The sequence below is a fragment of the Anaerorudis cellulosivorans genome (assembly GCF_025943985.1).
Taxonomy (GTDB): Bacteria; Bacteroidota; Bacteroidia; order Bacteroidales; family Dysgonomonadaceae; genus Anaerorudis; species Anaerorudis cellulosivorans.
This window is the reverse complement of record NZ_JAPCWE010000019.1, coordinates 14,206-37,155: the sequence shown is the minus strand read 5'-3', so window position 1 is coordinate 37,155 and position 22,950 is coordinate 14,206. Positions and strand designations below refer to the sequence as shown.

The following is a 22,950-nucleotide window of genomic DNA, read 5'->3' as shown; positions in this document are numbered from 1 at the left end:
ACTTGCAAATTGGAAAGGGGATTTTTTTAAAACAGTAAAAGCGCTATCGCTAAAAAGATTGTTAAAATACTTGCCTACATCATTGCAGCGATTATTTGCCTGAATATCCTGCTTTTTTTGACTTTCAGCATTCCGGCAGTGCAGAAAGGAGCTGCCGATTTTGCATTAGGAAAACTTCAACCCATCATCAAGACTAAAGTTTCTATCGGTAAAATACGTATCAAACTTTTCAACCGAGTGGAGTTGACGGATATTTATTTGGAAGACCAAAAACAAGACACCTTATTGTATGCCGAAAGTTTGACAGTCAGGGCTAATTTTTTGGATTTGTTGCATAACGAGTTAGGGATGCAATCGGTAGATCTGAAAAATTTTGTCGCCAAGGTATATCGTGAAACTCCTACATCTCCTTACAACTTCCAGTTTCTTCCTGATGCTTTTAAAAGCGATAAGCCCAAAGAACCCAATCCGAATCCCTTCCGTATTTATTTTCAAGATATAAGGCTGCAAAACGGTACGTTAAGCTATGAAATATTGTCGGCTCCCCAGACGCCGGGTAAGTTTAATACCCATCATATCCGAGTGAAAAATCTGAATGCGCGGATAGCCGCACCTTCCATCGATGCAAAAAAACTGGAGGTGAATGTACGCAGCTTGCAATTTGTGGAACATTGTGGATTGGCTGTAAATCGTTTTCAGGGGAAGGTGCGTTCCAAGAACAGCGAATTTTGGAGCGATCGGATAGCTATTGTTATCAATAATTCGGATTTGGAAATTTCCGAAGCCGGCTATGACACCAAAGCGAAAAAATTTGCCGCTAAACTAAAAAGCCAATTTATCGATCCGCACGACATTGCTTTTTTTACACCCCGATTGTCGCATCTAACCAAATCGTTTACTCTCGAGACAGAAGCAGAAGGGCAGCTTCCATACATAAATGTAAAAAAACTGATTACGACTTACGGTGACGAAACACAAATTGATATAAGTGCATCGATTGCCGATTATAGCAAATATAACACATCCGATATCGATATCGATATACGGAAATTGAAATTTTCTCCTGATGATCTTGAGTCGTTTATTCGTATTGGATCGCCTCAGTATGTATCTCCGCAACAATTACGGGCAACCGGAAACATGGATATGCACCTTACGGCGAAAGGCAAATTGAGCAGATTCAATTATGAAGGGATTGTTCTTACACCTCAGGGAAACATCTCGTTATCGGGTGTCGGTGGCGGAGATAAAAATTTTAAGAATTTTTTGTTTGAAACAGCTGTTAGTACAGAAAATATATTGTTGGCTAATATTATTGGAGAAAAACCAGGGATAAATCATGTTTCCTTAAAAACAAACACGCGGGTACAGAAAAAAGAAGGCAGCCCTATTATGGTTGCTGCAGATAGTGCCATTGTATCTTTTTTGTATAAAGAATATCGGTATGAGGATGTGCAGTTCGACGGAATGTATACCGATAAAAGGGTGAAAGCAAAGGTTTTTACCGATTCCGAACAAAACAAATTGGATCTTACTGCCGATTTTAGTTTCGGAAATGAAAAAGAGATTAGTGTTGCAGGAACTATCGGAAAATTGTATCTGACTCCTTTGTTTACCCGAAAAAGTTGGGAAAATCCTTATCTTTCGGCAAATATCGAGGGGCATTTGGACGGCTTGACGATGGATGATCTGGTTGGATCGGTGACGATTGATAACCTGTCGTTGTATGACGATAATTTTATTTATAATCCCGGTTCTATTTATCTTCAAGCAACGGACAGCTCTTCCACTTCAGGGAAGGAGATGCGGTTGATCTCTTCATTTCTCGAAGCAGAAATCACCGGGAAATATCGTTTTTCTACCATCGGGAACGAATTTATGACCGCTCTGCATCATCATTTACCTTCGTTTATTGAACTTCCGGAAAAGAAAGATAACATCGATAGTTTGGGCAATAGCTTTCGTTTTCATGTTTCGATAAAAAATACCGAAGATCTTTGTTATGCTCTTTCATTACCGTTTTATAACGTAGAACCGGCCTCTATTAGCGGAATGGTGGATATGGTTAAACAAAACACCTTTCAACTGAACGCTTATTTGCCGCGATTGATGTTTGGTAAAAACGACATAAGAGAATCAAAAATCGTTTTGGAAAATACGCTTTCCGACGGAATCGATGTCAATGTGAATAGTTATCTGGTCCAAAACAATGGTTATATCAATGTGAGGCTGGATTCGAAAGCAGCGCTCGATTCGGTAATGAACCGACTTTTCTTCGATATCCGGAATAATGTTACCAATGCGAATGGTGAAATGCAAGTTGCCATGAATTTCCTTCGTCAAGATGAAGAAAATTTTATGGCCAATATCCGCATATTCCCGACCGATATTTTGTTTAACAAACAAACTATCAATATTCATCCTGCCACCATCATTTATGCAAAAGATTCTATAGTGGTCAATGATTTTGCTCTGTCACAAGGAGGAATGTTGCTGATGGGAATCGGAGGGATTGCTTCGAAAAATCATGAAGACAGCATCCGTGTTTTTTTTCATAATACCGAATTGGCCAATTTGTTAACTGCTTTTAATATTTCCAATATAAAAGGATTGTTGAATGGTGAAATTATTCTTTCTCAGGCACTGCAAGAGCCGGAATTGTTCACAAAAGATTTCAGAATCGACAATATTCAGTTGCATAACGATACGATCGGCACATTATGGGTTGACGGTGCATGGGATAAGCTGAAAACAGGGTTAAATCTGGATGCTTTTTTAATGAATAAAGAGTATAAGTATCTTGATGTTACCGGTTTTATTCCTACAGGAAAAAAAGATTCGATGGACGTAGCCATTAAAATCAATACTTTTCCTCTGGAATGGGTCCAGCCTTTTGCACGATCTATTTTTAGCGAATTGACGGGTGTTATAAATGCAGAAGTGAAAATCCGTGGAAAATTGTCTCAACCTTTAACAGATGGATGGCTCGGTATTAGCAATGGGATAATGAAAGTGGCTTATACCAATGTCACTTACAGCATATCCGATACGATTCAGGTAAACAGGAACAATATCGGTTTCGATAATCTGATCGTAAAAGACAATAACGGACATGCGGCTGTACTGAATCTTGAACTTACGCAGTCCGATTTTGGGAGTATGTCGTATCGGGTGAAAATGAAATTGAACGATTTTTTGCTTTTAAACAACGAGAGCAGAACAGATATGATGGTGTACGGCAACTTGAAATTGAGTGGCGATATTAGTTTGATCGGAGGAATGCAAGGTATTTACGGTGATGTAAATTTATGGAACGAGAGTCGGTCGCGGATGACCATTGAACTTCCGCAGACGGCTTCTGCTTCCGAATATCGGGGGATTATTTATATCAACACACCTCAGGAAGTCGATTCGCTGAGTTTTCTCAGAAGAACCGGAGATGAAAAGCAGAATGTGGGACAAACATCTTCGGGATTTCCTATTAACATCAGCGGCAATATCGAGTTGGATCCTCAACTTGATATTAAAGTGCTAATTAATCCCACAACAGGCGATGCCATCACTATCAGCGGCAATGGTAAGTTGAATGTTATGTATCTTTCCAATGCTGATCCGCCAATTCGTATTTATGGAGAATATATTGCTCAAGACGGTAAAGTACATTATAATCTGCAAAGTCTTAAGTCCATCGACTTTAATTTACGCAAAGGGAGCACGCTAACCTTTTTGGGTGATCCGCTGAACATCCAATTTAATGTAGTTGCTTATAATCAGGTGACTGCCAATTTGGGAACATTGAGTGAAAGTTTTGCTTACAATTCTAATTTGCCAACTACAAGGGTACCTGTTAATGCCGTTCTCGAGATTCAAGGTAATCTTCAGAAAATGAACCTCAGGTACGATATCGAATTGCCGGAAGCTTCGAGTGATGTGCAGCAAAAAGTGAAAAGCCTCATCAGTACGGAAGAAGCAAAGATCAGGCAGTTTGCTTATTTGGTAACTACCGGCAATTTTTATCCTGCAGAAAACACTGCTGATGTGGCCATTGGTAACACCATGTTCACTTCGGTGGCTGCAAGTGCGTTGACTAGTGGGTTGGATGCCCTTTTTGCCAGTGCTTTGAGCGACAATTGGAGTATCAGTACCAATTTGGAAACGAACGGTACTCAATTTGATAATATTCGGATGGGAGTTGACGTTTCGACGCGTTTATTGGACGACAGATTGCGGATTACCACCAATTTGAGTTATGGAGACGTGGGGACGTTGGCCGGCCAGCAAACATTTATTGGAGAATTTGAGGCAGAATACGATATAAACAATTGGCTGATGATCAGAGCATATAATCATGCTAACGAAAGGTATTATAAACGTGCACCTTTTACGCAAGGGGTGGGGATAATTATTACCAAAGAAGGGAAAACATTCAGTGATCTGTTTCGATTCAGGTTTGTAAGGAAAGATGAAAATGATGTCGGGGATAAGTAAACCCGGATGAAAAAATGAAAAAATATATTTTTTGTCTGTTTGTCTTTTTCCTGTTGGTTGCCTGCGATGTAACCAAACGGGTGCCGGAGGGGAGTTATCTGCTGAACAAGGTGGATATCGATACTGACACGAAAACCGTTAGTGAGTCGCATTTGAAATCTTTTTTGCGTCAGAAGCCCAATTCTTCTGTTCCTATTTTTGGCAGAGTGCGCTTGCACTTATATAATCTTGCGGATAACGACTCTTCATGGATCGACCGTCAGTTTCGCAAGTGGGGCGAACCTCCTGTTTTGTTCAGCGAACGCCTTACGGCTATTTCTGCCGAGCAGATTCGCATGGAACTTAACAATAAAGGGTATTTGAAAGCTGAAGTAGATACTTTTGTTATAAAAGAAAACAAAAAAGCCAATGTGACGTATGAGGTTGCAGGCCATGAGCCTTATCGTATTTCTCATTATGATAACACATTGCAATCGGTGGATAGCACTATCCACCATATTTTGGTCGGGGAAAGAAAACTCGATATTGTGAAAGAAGGCGATATTTTTGATTTGGAAGTGTTGGAAAAAGGAAGAGTAAATATGGCCAAAACGCTCAGAAACAGGGGCTATTTCAATTTTTCGAAGGATAATTTCCATTTTTTGGCCGACACAACGATCGGTAATCATCAAGTTGATTTGACCTTGGGTTTGAATAAACCTGCCGATGATATGTTTTATAAGCCATATCACATCGGCAATGTTACGATAATTAACGGTATTGATGCAAAATTGCTGAATGATAGTTCAGCATATGGCTTGGCAGATACCCTAAAATATCGTAATTTGAATATCGTGTCAGCTAAAGATCGATTTTTATTGCCCCAGGCAATTTATCATAATACGTTTTTGCGACCGGGGAGATTATATTCGGAAAGGATTGTAGAAAGGACCTATTCTTCATTAAGCAGTTTAGGAGCCGTAAGTCAGACCTTGATTAATTTAACACCTCGTGTGGAAAACGATTCCAATTTTTTGGATACTTACATTACGTTGATTCCCGGTAATTTGCATTATATGCAATGGGGTATCGATGGAACAAACTCTGCCGGTGATTTGGGTGTTGCTACTAATTTAACATATGAACATCGAAATGTTTTTAAAGGGGGTGAAAAATTTCAGATTCGTTTGAATGGAGCCTACGAATTTATCACGGCATCGGATAGTTCTAATCTTGTTGATCAAAGTTTTTACGAATATGGAGCTGAAGCATTTTTTTCTATCCCTTACTTGTTGTTACCTTCCACACTTTCCGGATTGAGAGACCGTTCTTCGGCTTCGACCGAATTTTCTCTCGGGGCTAATTTTCAAAAAAGGCCCGAGTATTTGCGGCAGTTTTTAAATCTATCTTCCCGTTTACAATGGTCAAGTTTTAATCGAAAACTGGCCTATTCTCTTGAACCACTTGACATCAACTATGTTCGTATGCCTTGGGTTTCCGAGAAATTTCGACAAGAGTATCTGAGCGACGAAAGCAATCCTATCCTTCGATATAGTTATGAAGATCAACTAATCGCTCTCACCTCGTATAATATATCCTATACAAACGTGTCTTCAGATGATATTCCACGCTATCCTTTCAGAATTCGTACCGGGATGGAGGTTTCGGGTTATTTGTTGCGTTTGGTCGGTGCATTGGGAGGAAGCAAAATGAACAAAGACGGACGTCAAGAGATATGGGGAATTCCTTATGCCGAGTATGTTAAAGGAGATTTTGATTTTGCACCTACTTTTCCTATTGACGAGAAGAATGTGATCGCCGGCCATTTTGCTGTGGGTGTTGCTTATCCTTATGGAAATTCGGTTGTGCTGCCGTTTGAAAAACGTTATTTCGCCGGTGGAGCGAACAGTGTAAGAGGGTGGAGTACACGAACATTAGGCCCCGGGACGTATAATCGGGATTCGGTGGGCTACGATTTTGAGAATAAAACCGGCGATGTTAAGCTGGATATGAGTATCGAATATCGACGATCGCTCACCAAATTGTTTGAATTCGCTGCATTTGTCGATGCGGGAAATATTTGGACGATAAAAGATTACGAAGTACAACAGGGAGGTTTTTTTAAGTGGAATCAATTTTATAAAGAATTAGCAGTGGCTTACGGAATGGGGTTACGACTTAATCTTAATTTTTTGCTTCTTCGTTTCGACTTTGGGATGAAAGCGCACAATCCGGCATTACCGGAAGGGCAGCGGTGGACGATATTCAAACCAAAATTTAGTCGTGATTTTGCTTTTCATTTCGCAATCGGGTATCCATTTTAATCCAATTTATTTTACAAAAATAATCTTTTCGGTATCCATTTTGATAAATTTCGCTAAAATGTTATTTTAGTACGCTTATTTCGTTAAATTTATCACTTGTGCTCGAACACAAATGTTTTTTATTATATATTTGTATCGACAACGATGAAGAATGGCTTTTCTGCTATCAAACAAAAAGTTTGGAATCGTATTAAATGATAAATCTAAAATAAAAATCGATGGATTATGAAAACAAATTATGAATTACGTTATGCGGCGCATCCCGAAGATGCAAAATCGTATGATACGAAAAGATTGAGGAGCGATTTTCTGATAAAAAATGTATTTTCGGAAGATGAAGTGAACATGGTGTATTCTATGTATGATCGGATGATTGTTGGGGGAGCTATGCCTGTGAATGAAGTGTTACATCTGGAAACCATCGATCCCTTAAAACAACCCGTTTTCCTTCGTCGTCGTGAAATAGGAATCTATAATGTTGGTGGAAAAGGAAAAGTGAAAGTGAGTGACGACGTTTTTGAACTGGATTATAAAGAAGCGTTGTATCTTGGATCGGGTGACAGAGAAGTATATTTCGAGAGTATGGATGCAAGCAATCCTGCCAAATTTTATTTTAATTCGGCAACTGCCCATCGCAATTATCCCGATAAAAAAATTACCAAAGACAATGCTGTAGTAGCCGAAATGGGATCACTTGAAACTTCAAATCATCGCAAAATCAATAAAATGATCGTTAATCAGGTACTTCCAACTTGTCAATTACAAATGGGAATGACAGAGCTTGCTCCGGGAAGTGTTTGGAATACGATGCCGGCACATGTGCATTCGCGTCGAATGGAAGCTTATTTCTATTTTGAAGTTAAAGAAGGTCAGGCTGTATGTCATTTTATGGGCGAACCTCAGGAAACGCGCCATATTTGGATGAAAAACGAACAAGCCGTTTTATCGCCTGAATGGTCGATTCACTCGGCAGCTGCTACATGCAATTATACTTTTATCTGGGGGATGGCCGGTGAAAACCTGGATTATGGGGATCAGGATTTTTCAAAAATAGAGGATTTAAAATAATTTAATCAGAAAAAATAGAAGAAGATGGTAAATTTTTCATTGGAAGGAAAGATTGCTCTCATAACAGGAGCTTCTTACGGAATAGGTTTTGCTATTGCAACGGCATATGCAGAAGCAGGAGCCACTATTGTTTTTAATGACATTAATCAAGAATTAGTGGATAAAGGTCTGGCTGCTTATAAAGAAAAGGGAATCGATGCGCATGGGTATGTATGTGATGTAACGGACGAAAATGCCGTCAATGATTTTATCGCCAAAATTGAAAAAGAAATTGGTGTTATCGATATTTTGGTGAATAATGCAGGAATTATCAAACGGATTCCCATGATAGAAATGAAAGCGGATGAATTTCGCCAGGTAATCGATGTGGATTTGGTGGGACCATTTATTGTTTCCAAAGCGGTGATTCCCGGGATGATTCGAAAAGGACACGGAAAAATCATCAATATTTGTTCAATGATGAGCGAATTAGGCCGTGAAACTGTTTCGGCTTATGCTGCAGCAAAAGGTGGATTGAAGATGCTTACGCGTAATATTTGTTCAGAGTACGGAGAATACAATATTCAATGCAACGGTATTGGTCCGGGATATATCGAAACGCCTCAGACCGCTCCATTACGTGAACGTCAGCCCGATGGCTCGCGTCATCCTTTCGATGCATTTATTGTTGCAAAGACACCGGCAGCCCGATGGGGTACTACAGAGGATTTGAAAGGTCCGGCTGTTTTCCTGGCATCGGATGCTTCTAATTTTGTGAACGGGCATATCTTATATGTTGACGGAGGAATATTGGCATACATCGGTAAGCAACCTTCTTAAAAAAATGGAATATGAAACGATTCGTTATTCTATTTTGTTTGTTGGGAATTCTTTTTTCATGCAATAAAAAGGAGTCTTTGGTTACCGTTAAGGTAACCAATTCTTCTTCTTTTGATCGTCGACACGAAATGGTTGAGATTCCGTGGGACAGTATTTGTCAAAAATTATTGATAACGGACAATCAAAAAATCATTGTATTGGACAGTGGTGGTCAACAGATTCCCTATCAGGTTATAACTGAAGGAACGGGTAAAAATCTGAAATTAATATTTCTTGCCGATGTTGAAGCAGGAAAGATGGCAATGTATGAGATAAAAAAGGGCGAACCACAAACGTTCGCTCCAATGGTTTACGGACGTTTTGTCCCCGAGCGTAAGGACGATTTTGCATGGGAAAATAATCGTGTGGCTTTCAGGATCTACGGTCCTGCGTTGGAAGCTACCGGCGAAATCAGCAACGGTATGGATTTCTGGGTTAAAAGAACCGATTCGCTGGTTATCGACAAATGGTATAAAAATGATCTGGCAGGCATTGCTTCTTATCACGAAGATCATGGTGAAGGCCTAGATATGTATAAGGTGGGAAGGACACTTGGATTGGGTATGACTGCACCTTATGTACATGATACTTTATGTCTCGGGCGCAATTTCACCGAATACAAAATTCTGGATCAGGGTCCTTTACGCATTTCTTTCCAATTAAACTATAAACCGTATGATGCAGGGGGGACGCTTGTTACCGAGACCCGTATCCTATCATTGGATGCCTATAGTTATCTTAATCAGGTTAAGAATATATTCACTACGGATAGTACAGTTTCGGAAATGGAGGTAGCTACCGGAATCGTCATGGTTCAAGATGCTAAAGAAGAAACGTTTATGGATACCAAAAACGGAATAATGGCATATAAGTTACCTGAAGACAGTGTTAATGGAACTATTTATACAGGCGTTATCAATCCGCGTGGTTTTTTGTCTGTTAAGGTTTCTCAAGGACATTTATTGGGAATTAATAAGTACAAACCCGGTTCCGAATACGTCTATTATACAGGTGGAGGATGGAGTAAAGCCGGATTTGAAACGTTTGATGCGTGGCTTTCTTATTTGAAAATGCAGAAAAATAAAATGATTGAACCTATGAAAATTGAAATACAATAAGATGGAGAAAAGAGTTATTACTTTTGGCGAAATTATGTTGCGTTTGGCAACGCCGGGATACAGTCGTTTTATCCAATCTTCAACTCTGAATGCTACATTTGGCGGAGGAGAAGCCAATGTGGCAGTTTCTTTGGCGAATTATGGTATTCCTGTTGAATTTGTAACCCGTTTGCCTGAAAATGAAATTGCAGACTGGTGTATTTCCGAACTGCGGAAATTGAATGTGGAAACAAAAAATATCATTCGTGGCGGCAACCGTGTAGGGATATATTTTTTGGAAACAGGAGCTGTTGCCCGACCGTCGAAGGTGATTTACGATCGTGCTCATTCGGCTATTGCCGAAGTGGAGAAAGGGATGTTCGACTGGAGGGAAATTCTCAAAGATGCTTGTTGGTTTCATTGGACAGGAATTACGCCGGCTATTTCGCAGGGTGCAGCCGATGCATGTCTTGAAGCCATTAAAACTGCAAACGAAATGGGTATAACGGTTTCGTGCGATCTCAATTATCGAAAAAATCTGTGGAAATATGGCAAGAAGGCTTCTGAAATTATGCCGGATCTGGTAGCGGGATGTGATATTATTTTGGGTAATGAAGAAGATGCCGAAAAGGTATTCGGTATAAAACCCGAAGGATTCAGGGCCGAACAAACGGGTGGAGAGATAGATGCAGCTCAATTTGAATCGGTTTGCAAACAGTTGATGCAACAATTTCCCCGTGCAAAGAAAGTAATTATTACGCTGAGGGGGTCTATCAATGCTAATCATAATACCTGGGGAGGATGTTTGTATTCCGATAAATTGTATCAATCCCGAAGATATGATATCACGCATATTGTTGACAGAGTAGGAGGCGGAGATGCCTTTATGGGCGGATTGATTTACGGATTGCTCACTTACACCGGAGATGATCAGAAAGCACTTGATTTTGCCGTTGCTGCTTCTTGTTTGAAACACACCATTTATGGAGACTTTAATTTGGTATCGGTGAAAGAAGTGGAAACGTTGATGAAGGGAGACGCTTCGGGAAGAGTTGTCCGATGAATGAAAATTATCGACTAATCGAAAAATAATAAGTAAAATAATGGCAAGATTTTCAAGAGTAGAGGTATATCGTACGATGATGGATACAGGACTTGTCCCTGTATTTTATCATTCCGATGTCGAAACCGCGAAACAAGTGGTTAAGGCTTGTTATGAAGGGGGCGTTCGTGTTTTCGAGTTCACTAATAGGGGCGATTTTGCGCACGAGGTCTTCTCGGAGCTTATTAAATGGGCAGAAAAAGAATGTCCTGAAATGGTGTTGGGTGTCGGCTCTGTTATAGATGCCCCTACTGCTGCTTTGTATATTCAGTTGGGTGCAAACTTTGTTGTTGGGCCATTGTTAAATCCCGATATATTCAAGGTTTGCAATCGCCGCCAAATTGCCTATTCACCGGGATGTGCCACAACTACAGAAATCGGTTTTGCTCAGGAAATGGGAGCCGAAATCGTAAAAATCTTTCCTGCAGGGAATGTGGGCGGTCCTTCTTTCGTAAAAAACATCAAAGGTCCAATGCCGTGGTCGAAAATTATGGTTACCGGAGGTGTTGAACCTACGGAAGAAAATCTATCAGCATGGTTTAAAGCAGGTGTCGCTTGTGTAGGTATGGGTTCTAATTTATTTCCAAAAGAAGTGATAAAGAATCGGGATTGGAAATTTATTGCCAATTTATGCAAAGACTGTCTTACTATCATTAAGAACACTAAACAACCCTAATAAATCAATTATCAATCTCAAAAATCATGAATAATTTGCAAGAAGGAAAGGTTAAAATGACCAATTACCGTTGGGTAATAACATCCATGTTATTCTTTGCTACTGCGATCAATTATTTGGATCGACAGGTACTTTCATTAACATGGAGTGATTTTATTGCACCGGAATTTCATTGGACAAACAATGATTATGGAACAATTACCGGTCTATTTTCGATTTTTTATGCAGTTGCTCTGCTGTTTGCTGGTAAATTTATCGATTGGCTGGATACAAAAAAGGGATACTTATGGTCAATCGGCATTTGGTCGTTTGGCGCCGTGCTCCATGCCTTTTGCGGGATAGCTACTGCAGGTATTGTTGCCGGGGAATGGACACTTAGTTTCGAAGGGGCATTAAATGCCATAGCAGCTGTAAGTGATGTTTCCAAAGTAGTCACAGTGAGTGTTTCTTTGTTTGTTTTTGCCCGATTAATTTTGGCTGTGGGAGAAGCAGGCAATTTCCCGGCCGCAATTAAAGCTACAGCCGAGTATTTTCCTAAAAAAGATCGCGCTTTTTCTACCAGTATTTTTAATTCGGGTGCTACAATTGGTGCTTTGTTGGCACCGGTTACTATTCCGTTTATTGCTAAGGCTTGGGGATGGGAAATGGCCTTTATCGTTATCGGGGCACTCGGTTTTTTGTGGATGGGCGTATGGGTGTTCGTTTATGAGAAACCTGAAAAGAACAAAAGAGTAAATCCGACTGAATTGGCTTATATTTTACAGGACGATAGCGAAGAAGGTGCCGATACGCAAAAAGATACCGGTAAAAAAGCTTCTTTCAAACAAGCTTTTCGACATAGGCAGACATGGGCTTTTGCTGTTGGAAAATTCATGACCGATGGTGTTTGGTGGTTTTTATTATTTTGGGTTCCTGCCTATTTAAGTGCAGTTTATGGGCTGGATTCTACCGAAGCCGCACCGCATATTTTTTTGGTTTATCTGATCACTATGTTATCGATTATCGGGGGTTGGTTGCCCACTTATTTTGTAGATAAAAAGAAAATGAATCCGTATGCCGGGCGTATGAAAGCCATGCTTATTTTTGCTTTTTTTCCATTGCTTGTACTGTTTGCGCAACCCCTTGGACATATCTCGGTTTGGTTGCCGGTCGTAATTATCGGTATTGCCGGAGCTGCACATCAGGCGTGGTCGGCCAATATTTTTTCGACAGTGGGTGATATGTTCCCCAAATATGCGGTGGCTACCATTACAGGTATTGGTGGAATGGCCGGGGGAGTTGGTTCCTTTCTGATAAATAAGGGTTCAGGTATGTTGTTTGATTATTCTATCGCCACCAATTTGAGGTTTTTGGGATTTGAAGGTATAAATGCCGGATATTTTATTATCTTTTGTATTTGTGCATTCGCTTATCTTATCGGTTGGATTATAATGAAAGCACTGGTGCCCAAGTATGAATTGATTAGAGAGATGTAATCAATTAAAAATAGGAGTAAAAAATAAAAAAGGTGGAAAATTTTTTCCACCTTTTTTATTAAACTACTGCGTTCACTCCGAAATGCAGTTTTTGACAATTATAAAATCGATAATTACAACATAGGCTCAAAAATTGATAGAAGAATCGGTTTACTCTTATTCAAGATAGGTATATCCATATAGCCCGGAACGATAGGTCGATAAAAATTCTTTTCCTTCTTCTACCGATATTTTTCCTTGTTTCACTGAGCTCATTACCCACGTTTCAACCGTTCGGACAAGTTTTTTTGGATTATATTGAACATAATCCAGTACTTCGGCTACAGTTTCACCATCAATTACTTGATCAATTTTATATCCGCTTTCATCTGTAAGAACATGCACGACATTAGTATCACCAAACAAGTTATGGAGATCACCAAGAATTTCTTGATATGCTCCGACCAAAAATACACCGAGATAATACGGTTCGTCTTTTTTTAACGAGTGGACGGGTAAATAGGAGGAATGGAAACCATCTTGAGAGGCAAAATTTGCAATTTTACCATCAGAATCACAAGTAATATCTTGTAATGTAGCTATTTTGTCCGGTTTTTCGTCCAGTCGATGAATAGGGATAATGGGGAAAATTTGGTCGATTGCCCATGAATCAGGTAAAGATTGAAATAAGGAAAAGTTACAGAAATACTTGTCGGGCAACAAACTCGAAAGTTGCCTAAGTTCTTCGGGAGCGTGTTTGCTGCGGTTGATGGAGAGGTTGATTTCGCGAGCTATAGAAAAATAGAGTTCTTCCACTTGAGCGCGGGTTTTCAAATCGAGTAATCCCAAGCTAAACAGATCGAGCGACTCTTCACGAATTTGTTGAGCATCGTGCCATGCTTCAAGCATGCGTGGGGGGGTAAGCGTATCCCAGATGGAGTAGAGCTCTTTCACCAATTCGTGATCGTCTTGTTGAATCTCTTTTTCTTCGTCCCATTGAGGAAGTGTGGCTGTTTCGAGCACTTCAAAAATGAGGACTGAGTGGTGGGCTGTCAATGCACGTCCCGATTCGGTAATGATATTGGGATGGGGAATGTTATTTTTGTTGGCTACGTCTACAAAAGAAAAAACCAAGTCATTTACGTATTCTTGAATAGAATAATTGATGCTGTTTTCGGTGTATGACGATCGTGTGCCATCGTAATCTACGCCCAAACCGCCACCCACATCCACAAATTCGACATGGATGCCCATATTGTGCAGTTGCACATAAAATTGGGCAGCTTCTCGAAGAGCCGTTTTTATACGTCTTATTTTGGTTATTTGGCTACCGATATGAAAATGAATTAAGTGCAGACATTCGGTCATTTTATGTTTTTTGAGTATTTCGATGGCTTCGAGTACTTCACTTGAATTCAGTCCGAATTTGCTAACATCTCCGCCCGATTCTTCCCACTTCCCACTTCCCGAACTTGCTAATTTTATACGGATTCCGATATTGGGCTTTACTTTCAGGCGTTTGGATATTTCTACAATGAGATCGAGTTCATTGAGTTTTTCAACTACAATAAACACTTTTTTCCCCATTTTTTGAGCCAGCAATGCCAACTCAATGTAGCTCTCGTCTTTATATCCGTTGCAAATGATAAGGGAATCGTTATCGACATTAATAGCCAATACGGCATGAAGCTCGGGTTTAGACCCTGCTTCCAGTCCGATATTGAACCGCTTGCCGCAGGTGACGATTTCTTCAACCACCTGACGCATTTGATTTACTTTAATAGGATAAATAAGATAATTCTGTCCTTTATATTCGTATTCTTCTGACGCAATTTTAAAGCTGTTGGATATTTTTTCGATTCGATCATCCAAAATTTCAGGAAAACGCACCAACACGGGAAATGATACATCACGTAAATAGAGTTCCCGCATCAAATCATTAAGGTCTATATTGTTACCATTTCTTTTATTTGGAGTTACCTGTACATGGCCTTTTTCATTGATCGAAAAATAATCGTTACCCCAACCATTGATGTTATATAGTTCTTCAGAATCTTCTATTCTCCATTTTCTCATTATAACGGAACACTTTATGAATAATATAAATATGTATAGCAAATTAGATGCAAAAATACACATTATTTTTGTCTTATGGATTGAAAATCACGGAAAAAAACAAGCAACAACTTTTTAATTATCTATTCGTTTTTTTGTAAGTATTCAACCAAAATAGCAGGTAAAACAAAAATTTACGTGCATCAACCATACTAGTTATGCCGGTAAAGAGTGAGATGAAAATATTTCCACATAATTTATCGGTCGTGATGACCGCATGTTTGTGCTATTTCCAAAATTGGATAACTTTCTTGTTTTGCATAAAATATAACTAGTTGAAAAACAAATATATAAAAATTTTATCTGGAAATTTTGTGAAAAATATTTTTTCGAAAAAGAGATAATTGTTCCCGAATTATTCATAACTTTGTAGAGAAATGGAAGAAAAAGAACATAATTAACCTGAAAGAGAACAACCTTATTCATTACAATATAAATAATAACTTAAAAATGGGAAATAAAATTTATACCTTCGATGAAGCCTACAATTCCGCTTTGGATTATTTTAAAGGCGACGAATTGGCTGCAAAAGTTTGGGTAAACAAATATGCCCTGAAAGATAGTGAAGGGAAAATATATGAAAAATCGCCCGAGGATATGCATTGGCGGTTAGCAAAAGAAATAGCAAGGATTGAGAAGAAATATTCTAATCCTTTAAGTGAGAATGAATTATTTGATCTTTTTGATCATTTCAGATATATAATTCCTCAAGGAAGCCCAATGACCGGAATCGGAAATGATTATCAAATTGCGTCTCTTTCAAATTGTTTCGTAATCGGAATCGAAGGTATGGCCGATTCTTATGGGGCAATTATCCGTATCGATGAAGAGCAGGTGCAGCTCATGAAACGCCGGGGTGGTGTTGGGCACGACCTTTCGCATATCCGCCCTAAGGGTTCTCCCGTCAAGAATTCGGCTTTAACTTCAACCGGACTTGTTCCTTTTATGGAACGGTATTCGAACTCTACCCGTGAAGTAGCACAGGATGGGCGTCGTGGGGCCTTGATGCTTAGTGTTTCCATAAAACATCCCGATGCAGAAGATTTTATTGATGCAAAAATGGAACAAGGCAAGGTTACCGGAGCGAATATATCGGTGAAAATCGACGATGAATTTATGCGTGCTGTTGCAAATGATGAGATGTATGAGCAAAAATATCCCATTGATTCGGCTCATCCGAAGTATTCGAAACAAATTAAAGCTCGTGATTTATGGCATAAAATAATTCATAATGCATGGAAATCGGCAGAGCCGGGCGTCCTTTTTTGGGATACCATTCTTCGTGAATCGGTAGCTGATAGTTACGCCGATTTGGGATTTAGGACCGTGTCTACGAATCCGTGCGGAGAAATCCCTTTGTGCTCTTATGACAGTTGTCGTTTGTTGGCAATCAATCTTTATTCATACGTGGTGAATCCTTTTAAAGGAGAGGCTTATTTCGATTTTGATCTTTTTGCCAAACATGCCAGATTGGCTCAACGGATTATGGATGATATTATTGATCTGGAGGCTGAAAAAATCGATATGATTTTAGAAAAGATCGATAATGATCCTGAGTCGGAAGAAATAAAGAGCACAGAACGCCGCTTGTGGGAAAAAATACGCAAAAAAACATTGCAAGGACGTCGTACAGGCGTAGGTACTACTGCCGAAGGTGATATGCTTGCTGCCCTTGGCTTGCGTTATGGTACGGAAGAAGCTACCGATTTTTCCGAAAAAGTGCATAAAGCTTTGGCTTTGAATGCTTATGCATCATCTGTTGAAATGGCAAAAGAAAGAGGGGCTTTTGAGTTATATGATCCGGAAAGAGAAAAAAACAATCCTTTTATTAAACGTTTAAAAAATGCCGATCCCCATTTGTATGAAGATATGGTAAAATATGGTAGAAGAAATATTGCCTGCCTCACCATTGCTCCAACCGGAACAACCAGTTTAATGTCGCAGACCACTTCGGGTATCGAACCGGTGTTTATGCCTGTATACAAACGTCGTCGCAAAGTAAATCCCGGTGATGCAGAAGCTCATGTGGACTTTGTCGACGAAAACGGCGATTCATGGGAAGAATATGTTGTGTTTCATCACAAATTCGTTACTTGGATGGAAGCAAACGGTTACCCTACTACTAAAATTTATAGTAACGAAGAAATTAACGATTTGGTGGCCAAATCCCCTTATTATAAAGCAACTTCAAAAGATGTAGATTGGCTGCAAAAGGTTCGCATGCAAGGGCGTGTACAAAAATGGGTGGATCATTCCATCAGTGTTACTATCAACCTGCCTGCCGATGTGACAGAAGAGCTTGTGGGCGAATTGTATATGGAGGCTTGGAAAAGCGGCTGTAAGGGGTGTACGGTTTATCGTGAAGGTTCACGTGCCGGAGTTTTGGTTTCGAATGATGATAATAAAGGCAAAAAGGAAGATTGTTACGAATTGCCTCAAATCGTTACTCATCGTCCTACTGAGTTGGAGGCTGATGTGATCCGTTTTCAAAACAACAAAGAAAAGTGGATTGCTTTTATCGGTTTGCTTAATGGGAGGCCATACGAAATCTTTACCGGTATCAATGATGAGGATGAAGGTATTTTGTTGCCAAAAAATGTTACCGGCGGAAAAATTATAAAAGCATACGATAGCGACGGAAGGAAACATTATGATTTTCAATATAAAAATCGGAGGGGTTATAAGGTTACTGTGGAAGGATTGGATAGTAAATTTAATCCTGAATTCTGGAATTATGCTAAACTCATTTCCGGTGTGCTGCGTTATGGCATGCCCATCGATCAGGTAATAAAATTGGTTTCCGGCTTGGAACTCGACAGCAAAACCATCAATACATGGAAAAGCGGAGTAGAACGTGCGCTAAAGAAGTATCTTCCAAACGATACGGAAGCAAATGGGCAAAAATGTCCGGTTTGTGGTCAGGAAACATTAATTTATCAGGAAGGATGCCTAAAATGTCGTAACTGTGGTGCTTCCAAATGTGGATAGCTATCATTTAGAGGGGTTAAAAAAAGTCCTGTAAAATCTTGGTTTTACAGGACTTTTTTAGACCTTTTAAATTTACTTTCACGGCGGAGAGAGAGGGATTCGAACCCCCGGAACCTCTCGGTTCAACGGTTTTCAAGACCGCCGCAATCGACCACTCTGCCATCTCTCCTTAAAACGTGTGCAAAGGTACAATTTTTTTTGAAATGGGAAAATTTCTTTTTGTAAATTCAATCTTGCAGAGTCAACCAACAAGTGCGAATTGCTATGTTTAAATTAGACGTGCGAATTTCCCGGTAAGTTTTAACAGGTATCGTCCTGTTTTTGTTTACCTTTACTGTAAACGTATTTTAGGACAAGACAACCCATTCCACACCTTCCTCGCACCAAGGCTGTACCATCCTCGCTCCATGCTTGCATCAGCCTTGTATCATTGTCGCGCAAATTCTGTTCTGGCTAGTCCTCTGCATCTCGCACTACATGAGGCAAAGACGCAGGTTTGTTTTACACGGGTTTCATGAAATCCGATGTTGTTATCCCTGGGTTGGAGCGAAGGAAGAGCGAAGGAGAAGCGAAGGAGAAGAGAAGAACAATGGAAGTTCAACTCATAAATGCACATGATTATTCGAAGATAAAATAAGTATTCGCTTTTTCTAACGATAAATTATTTTCGAATGAATCCTGCTCGTTGTTGAAAAATGAAAAGAATGTTGCATTAGAAGGAAAGAATGCATGAAAAACGCAAAATTATTTTGTACCTTTGTATAAATAGACATTTATGCAATTTACAGATTTTTCATTTTGTGACTCTTTACTAAAGGGTCTGGAATCAATGAATTTTACCGAAACCACTCCTGTTCAAGAGCAAGCAATTCCTATAATACTTGAAAAGAGAGATGCTATTGTTTGTGCCCAAACAGGTACGGGGAAAACCGCCGCTTATCTTCTCCCTTTGCTTAATAATTTGCATACAGAATCGCATGATGAAAACAAGATAAATGCCATTATTATGGCACCAACGCGAGAGCTGGCTCAACAGATAGATCAGCAACTTGAAGGGTTTGGCTATTTTACTCCCTTTTCGTCTATTGCTGTGTATGGAGGAAATGACGGAAGTGCATGGGAGATTCAGAAAAAAGGGTTGTTGAGTGGCGCCGATATTGTTATTGCTACTCCCGGAAGACTGCTTTCGCATATCAATTTGTACGACATTGATTTTTCGGGAGTAAAATACTTTGTTCTCGACGAAGCAGATCGTATGCTCGATATGGGCTTTTATGACGACATTATGAAAATTGAAAAATTGTTGCCTAAAGACCGTCAGACGGTGATGTTTTCGGCGACCATGCCTCCGAAAATACGCCAATTGGCAAAAACCATTCTTCGTAATCCGGTAGAAATTTCCATTGCTGTTGCACGACCCCCGGAAACTATTTTACAATCGGCTTATATTTGTTATGAAGCACAAAAAGTTGAACTTGTTAACCATCTTTTTAAAGATAAAAAGCCGCATAAAGTCATTTTGTTCGCAGGATCAAAAGCAAAAGTGAAAGAAATTGCAAGGATGTTAAGAAAAAAGGGGTTGTTGGCAGGAGAAATGCATTCCGATCTTGATCAATCGCAACGTGACCAAGTGATGCACGAATTTCGTAACGAGCGAATAGATATTTTGGTTGCAACCGATATTGTAGCTCGCGGAATTGATATTGACGATATATCATTGGTCATTAATTTCGATGTACCGCATGATGTTGAAGATTATGTACACCGCATTGGACGTACTGCTCGTGCAGGTGATTCAGGTATGGCCATCACCTTTGTTTCTCCTCAGGAGCAATATCGATTTTCAAGAATTGAAAATTTCCTTCAAAAAGATATTTATAAAATTCCTGTTCCTGCTGAGTTTGGCAGTGCGCCCGAGTATCAACCGAAAAAAGAGCGCAAGTCAACAACTTCATCCCGGTCGCAAAAAAGAAAAAAGTCAAACAATGGTTCTCGTCAGAAACGAACTTCCGTTTCAAATGTAGAAGCAAAAATAAAGGGAAACGGTGTGTCTGGTGTCGAAAGGCGAAAGACCTCAGGAAAATCAAAAAGCCGGTCTAATAATCAAACCGGCCTTGAATAATAGGGATATTTGTTTTTTTAATTCATAATTTTGTTTAATTCTGCCTTGTTTTCCAACTGAATAATTTCCATTCCTCTCAAAATAGCTTCTTTATTCATCGGCAACAAGTTATGATATCGTTCCGGCAACGATTTTTTCAATCCTTCCATTACGTTTTCCAGCTGAACTATAGGAACAGCTTTTAGTAAACCTCCTAATACAATCATGTTGAATACCTTATCATTATTCATGTTTACGGCTTCGTCCATCGCATTGATTTTATAAACGTCGATATCTTTGCGTTTGGGAGGAGTATGGATTCCGTAACTGTCATAAATAATAATTCCACCCGGTTTAACTTTCTCTTCAAATTTATCTAAAGAAGGTTGATTCAATACTACAGCAATATCGTATTTGTCCACGATAGGTGAACTGATGGGTTTATCACTTAGAATAACGGTAACATTGGCTGTGCCGCCACGTTGTTCGGGTCCGTAAGATGGAAACCACGATACTTCCATGCCTTCCATTATTCCCGAGTAAGCAAGAATTTTACCCATTGATAATACACCTTGCCCTCCAAATCCTGAAATTACTATTTCGTGTGTCATTTCTTTCTGTTGTTTATACATTTTTTAAGTCGCCTAGTGGATATACAGGAAACATATTCTCAACCATCCAATCATTTGCTTCGACGGGTGTCATTTTCCAACCCGCATTGCAGGTAGAAACAATTTCCACGATTGAAGTACCTTTTCCCGCCATGGAATTTTCGAAAGCATGTTTAATCGCTTTTTTTGCTTTTTTTACGGCTGCAGCCGTATGTACACTATGTCGTGTTGCAAAACAAACGCCGTCCAAGTGGATTAACATGTCGAGTATTTTTACCGGATTCCCCGTCATGCGTACATCCCGACCCCTGGGTGTGGTTGATGTTATCATGTTGGGTAGTGTAGTCGGGGCCATTTGACCTCCTGTCATTCCGTAAATGCCGTTATTGATAAAAATGATAGCAATATTTTCACCTCTGTTGCAGGCATGAATGGTTTCAGCGGTTCCTATAGCTGCCAAATCGCCATCACCTTGATAGGTAAAAACCATTTTTTCGGGATTCAGCCTTTTAATAGCAGTAGCAACAGCCGGCGCACGTCCATGAGCAGCTTCCACCCAGTCGATATCGAGATAATTATAAGCAAAGACAGCGCAACCAACAGGTGCAATACCGATGGTTTTTTCCTCAAGCCCAAGTTCTTTAATGACTTCGGCAATTAATTTGTGTACAACTCCATGCGAGCAACCCGGACAATAATGCATGAACGTGTCGTTCATTAATTCCGGTTTTTTGTAAACGATGTTTTCAGGGCTCACTATATCGTTTTTATTCATATTCTTTATTGTTTTGAAAATCGATAGATAAGATAAAGAGCTATTGCGGTGCCGCCAGCGTACCAGGTATATTTCATGTTTTTATCTGTTGCAAAATAAATAATGATGGTCGCTACAACCGCTATCATGAATACAATCATGATTATTTTACGTATCTTGGGATCCACGATTTAACTATTTTTTATTTTGTTATTTTTTCTTTTAATGCTTTCAGTACGTCATCGGGTGTCGGTACTATTCCTCCCAACCGTCCGTAATGTTCCACTTTTACTTTTCCGTTTGCGGCTAAGCGAACATCTTCAACCATTTGTCCGGCATTCAGCTCGACAACAAGCATTCCTTTTACCTTTTTGGCATATTCTTCGATGATTTTGCCGGGGAAAGGCCATAAGGTAATGGGGCGAAGCAGTCCGACTTTGATGCCTTCTTCTCGAGCCATTTCTATAGACTTTAAGCAAATACGTGCAGCTGAACCGAAAGCTACAAACAGGTATTTCGCATCTTCACATAGAATTTCTTCATACCTTACTTCATTTTTTTCTATTTCTCTGTATTTTGCCTGAAAACGTTCGTTATTTTTCTCCATAATCACCGGATCCAGTTCAAGTGACGTGTGAATATTGGGTTTCCTGTCAGGCGTTTTTCCGAGTGCGGCCCAAGGACACTGTTCACGGATTTCTTGCTCTGTACGCCGACGTCTGGATTCCGGAAGCCTCACTTTTTCCATCATCTGCCCAATAGCTCCGTCGGTTAGAATCATTGCCGGATTGCGGTATTTAAATGCGAGTCTAAAGCCGAGATCCACAAAATCGGCCATTTCCTGCACGGAATTGGGTGCTAGTGTTATGAGACGATAATCACCATGTCCGCCACCTTTTACCGTTTGGAAATAATCGGATTGCGATGGCTGAATAGTTCCTAATCCCGGTCCCCCGCGTTGCACGTTTACAATTAATGCAGGTAATTCGGTACCTGCAAGGTAAGAAATTCCTTCTTGCTTGAGACTAATCCCGGGACTTGACGACGAAGTCATCACCGCTTTCCCGCTCGCAGCTCCTCCATATACCATATTTATAGCAGCCAATTCGCTTTCAGCTTGCAATACTACCATTCCTGTGGTTTCCCATGGAGCGGCCTCCATCAAGGTTTCTATGATTTCGGACTGCGGCGTAATGGGATAACCAAAATAGCCATCCACTCCATAACGTATTGCAGCATGAGCGATAGCCTCATTTCCTTTCATTAATGATATTTCTTCTGACATAAATCTGATTTTACTTTTTATCGTTCAACGATTTGATTATTTATCACCGA

Annotated in this window: 14 protein-coding genes and 1 tRNA gene; 10 read left to right on the top strand and 5 right to left on the bottom strand. The window is 39.8% G+C overall.

All coding sequences use genetic code 11. The annotated features are described in order from the left end of the window. The first annotated feature begins 117 nt into the window (after nucleotides 1-117). From OLM34_RS10155 to OLM34_RS10120, 8 genes are all read left to right on the top strand, one after another. Nucleotides 118-4,488, top strand: coding sequence for a translocation/assembly module TamB domain-containing protein (locus tag OLM34_RS10155; RefSeq protein WP_264407072.1), 4,371 nt, complete (start codon nucleotides 118-120; stop codon nucleotides 4,486-4,488). A 14-nt stretch (nucleotides 4,489-4,502) separates the two neighbouring features. Next, complete coding sequence (tamL, locus tag OLM34_RS10150) at nucleotides 4,503-6,791, top strand: translocation and assembly module lipoprotein TamL (protein ID WP_264407070.1); 2,289 nt, start codon at nucleotides 4,503-4,505, stop codon at nucleotides 6,789-6,791. 225 nt (nucleotides 6,792-7,016) lie between these two features. After that, nucleotides 7,017-7,859, top strand: a complete 843-nt coding sequence (gene kduI / locus OLM34_RS10145; protein WP_264407069.1) for a 5-dehydro-4-deoxy-D-glucuronate isomerase — start codon at nucleotides 7,017-7,019, stop codon at nucleotides 7,857-7,859. Between the two features lie 24 nt (nucleotides 7,860-7,883). Beyond that, entirely contained in the window at nucleotides 7,884-8,678 is a 795-nt protein-coding gene (locus OLM34_RS10140) for a gluconate 5-dehydrogenase (RefSeq protein ID WP_264407067.1), read from the top strand. 11 nt (nucleotides 8,679-8,689) lie between these two features. Next, nucleotides 8,690-9,835, top strand: a complete 1,146-nt coding sequence (locus OLM34_RS10135) for a DUF4861 domain-containing protein (protein ID WP_264407065.1) — start codon at nucleotides 8,690-8,692, stop codon at nucleotides 9,833-9,835. A gap of 1 nt (nucleotide 9,836) precedes the next feature. Then, nucleotides 9,837-10,877, top strand: a complete 1,041-nt coding sequence (locus OLM34_RS10130; protein WP_264407063.1) for a sugar kinase — start codon at nucleotides 9,837-9,839, stop codon at nucleotides 10,875-10,877. A 40-nt stretch (nucleotides 10,878-10,917) separates the two neighbouring features. Further along, a complete protein-coding gene (locus tag OLM34_RS10125) occupies nucleotides 10,918-11,592 on the top strand; it encodes a bifunctional 4-hydroxy-2-oxoglutarate aldolase/2-dehydro-3-deoxy-phosphogluconate aldolase (protein ID WP_264407062.1) in 675 nt (224 codons plus the stop codon). A 26-nt stretch (nucleotides 11,593-11,618) separates the two neighbouring features. After that, the gene (locus tag OLM34_RS10120) at nucleotides 11,619-13,067 is read left to right on the top strand and encodes an MFS transporter (protein ID WP_264407061.1); all 1,449 of its coding nucleotides are present in this window, start codon (nucleotides 11,619-11,621) and stop codon (nucleotides 13,065-13,067) included. Nucleotides 13,068-13,223: 156 nt separating this feature from the next. On the opposite strand, the gene speA is transcribed toward OLM34_RS10120, so the two are convergent. Next, nucleotides 13,224-15,122 (bottom strand): biosynthetic arginine decarboxylase, encoded by a 1,899-nt coding sequence (gene speA / locus OLM34_RS10115; RefSeq protein WP_264407060.1) that lies wholly within the window; start codon nucleotides 15,120-15,122, stop codon nucleotides 13,224-13,226. Nucleotides 15,123-15,611: 489 nt separating this feature from the next. Between speA and OLM34_RS10110 the strand changes: the two genes are divergently transcribed. Beyond that, nucleotides 15,612-18,149, top strand: a complete 2,538-nt coding sequence (locus OLM34_RS10110) for an adenosylcobalamin-dependent ribonucleoside-diphosphate reductase (RefSeq protein WP_264407059.1) — start codon at nucleotides 15,612-15,614, stop codon at nucleotides 18,147-18,149. 84 nt (nucleotides 18,150-18,233) lie between these two features. Here the strand turns inward: OLM34_RS10110 and OLM34_RS10105 are convergent. Next, nucleotides 18,234-18,318, bottom strand: a tRNA-Ser gene (locus OLM34_RS10105). A 606-nt stretch (nucleotides 18,319-18,924) separates the two neighbouring features. Here OLM34_RS10105 and OLM34_RS10100 point away from each other — a divergent pair. After that, nucleotides 18,925-20,271 carry a DEAD/DEAH box helicase gene (locus OLM34_RS10100; protein ID WP_264407057.1) on the top strand — a complete coding sequence of 449 codons (1,347 nt, stop codon included), beginning with the start codon at nucleotides 18,925-18,927 and terminating at the stop codon, nucleotides 20,269-20,271. Between the two features lie 17 nt (nucleotides 20,272-20,288). On the opposite strand, the gene OLM34_RS10095 is transcribed toward OLM34_RS10100, so the two are convergent. The 3 genes from OLM34_RS10095 to OLM34_RS10085 form a co-directional block, all read right to left on the bottom strand. After that, on the bottom strand, nucleotides 20,289-20,861 hold the full coding sequence (locus OLM34_RS10095) for a 2-oxoacid:acceptor oxidoreductase family protein (RefSeq protein WP_264407094.1): 573 nt from the start codon (nucleotides 20,859-20,861) through the stop codon (nucleotides 20,289-20,291). Nucleotides 20,862-20,874: 13 nt separating this feature from the next. Next, the gene (locus OLM34_RS10090; protein ID WP_264407056.1) at nucleotides 20,875-21,636 is read right to left on the bottom strand and encodes a thiamine pyrophosphate-dependent enzyme; all 762 of its coding nucleotides are present in this window, start codon (nucleotides 21,634-21,636) and stop codon (nucleotides 20,875-20,877) included. 181 nt (nucleotides 21,637-21,817) lie between these two features. After that, complete coding sequence (locus OLM34_RS10085) at nucleotides 21,818-22,900, bottom strand: 3-methyl-2-oxobutanoate dehydrogenase subunit VorB (protein ID WP_264407055.1); 1,083 nt, start codon at nucleotides 22,898-22,900, stop codon at nucleotides 21,818-21,820. Between the last annotated feature and the right edge of the window lie 50 nt (nucleotides 22,901-22,950).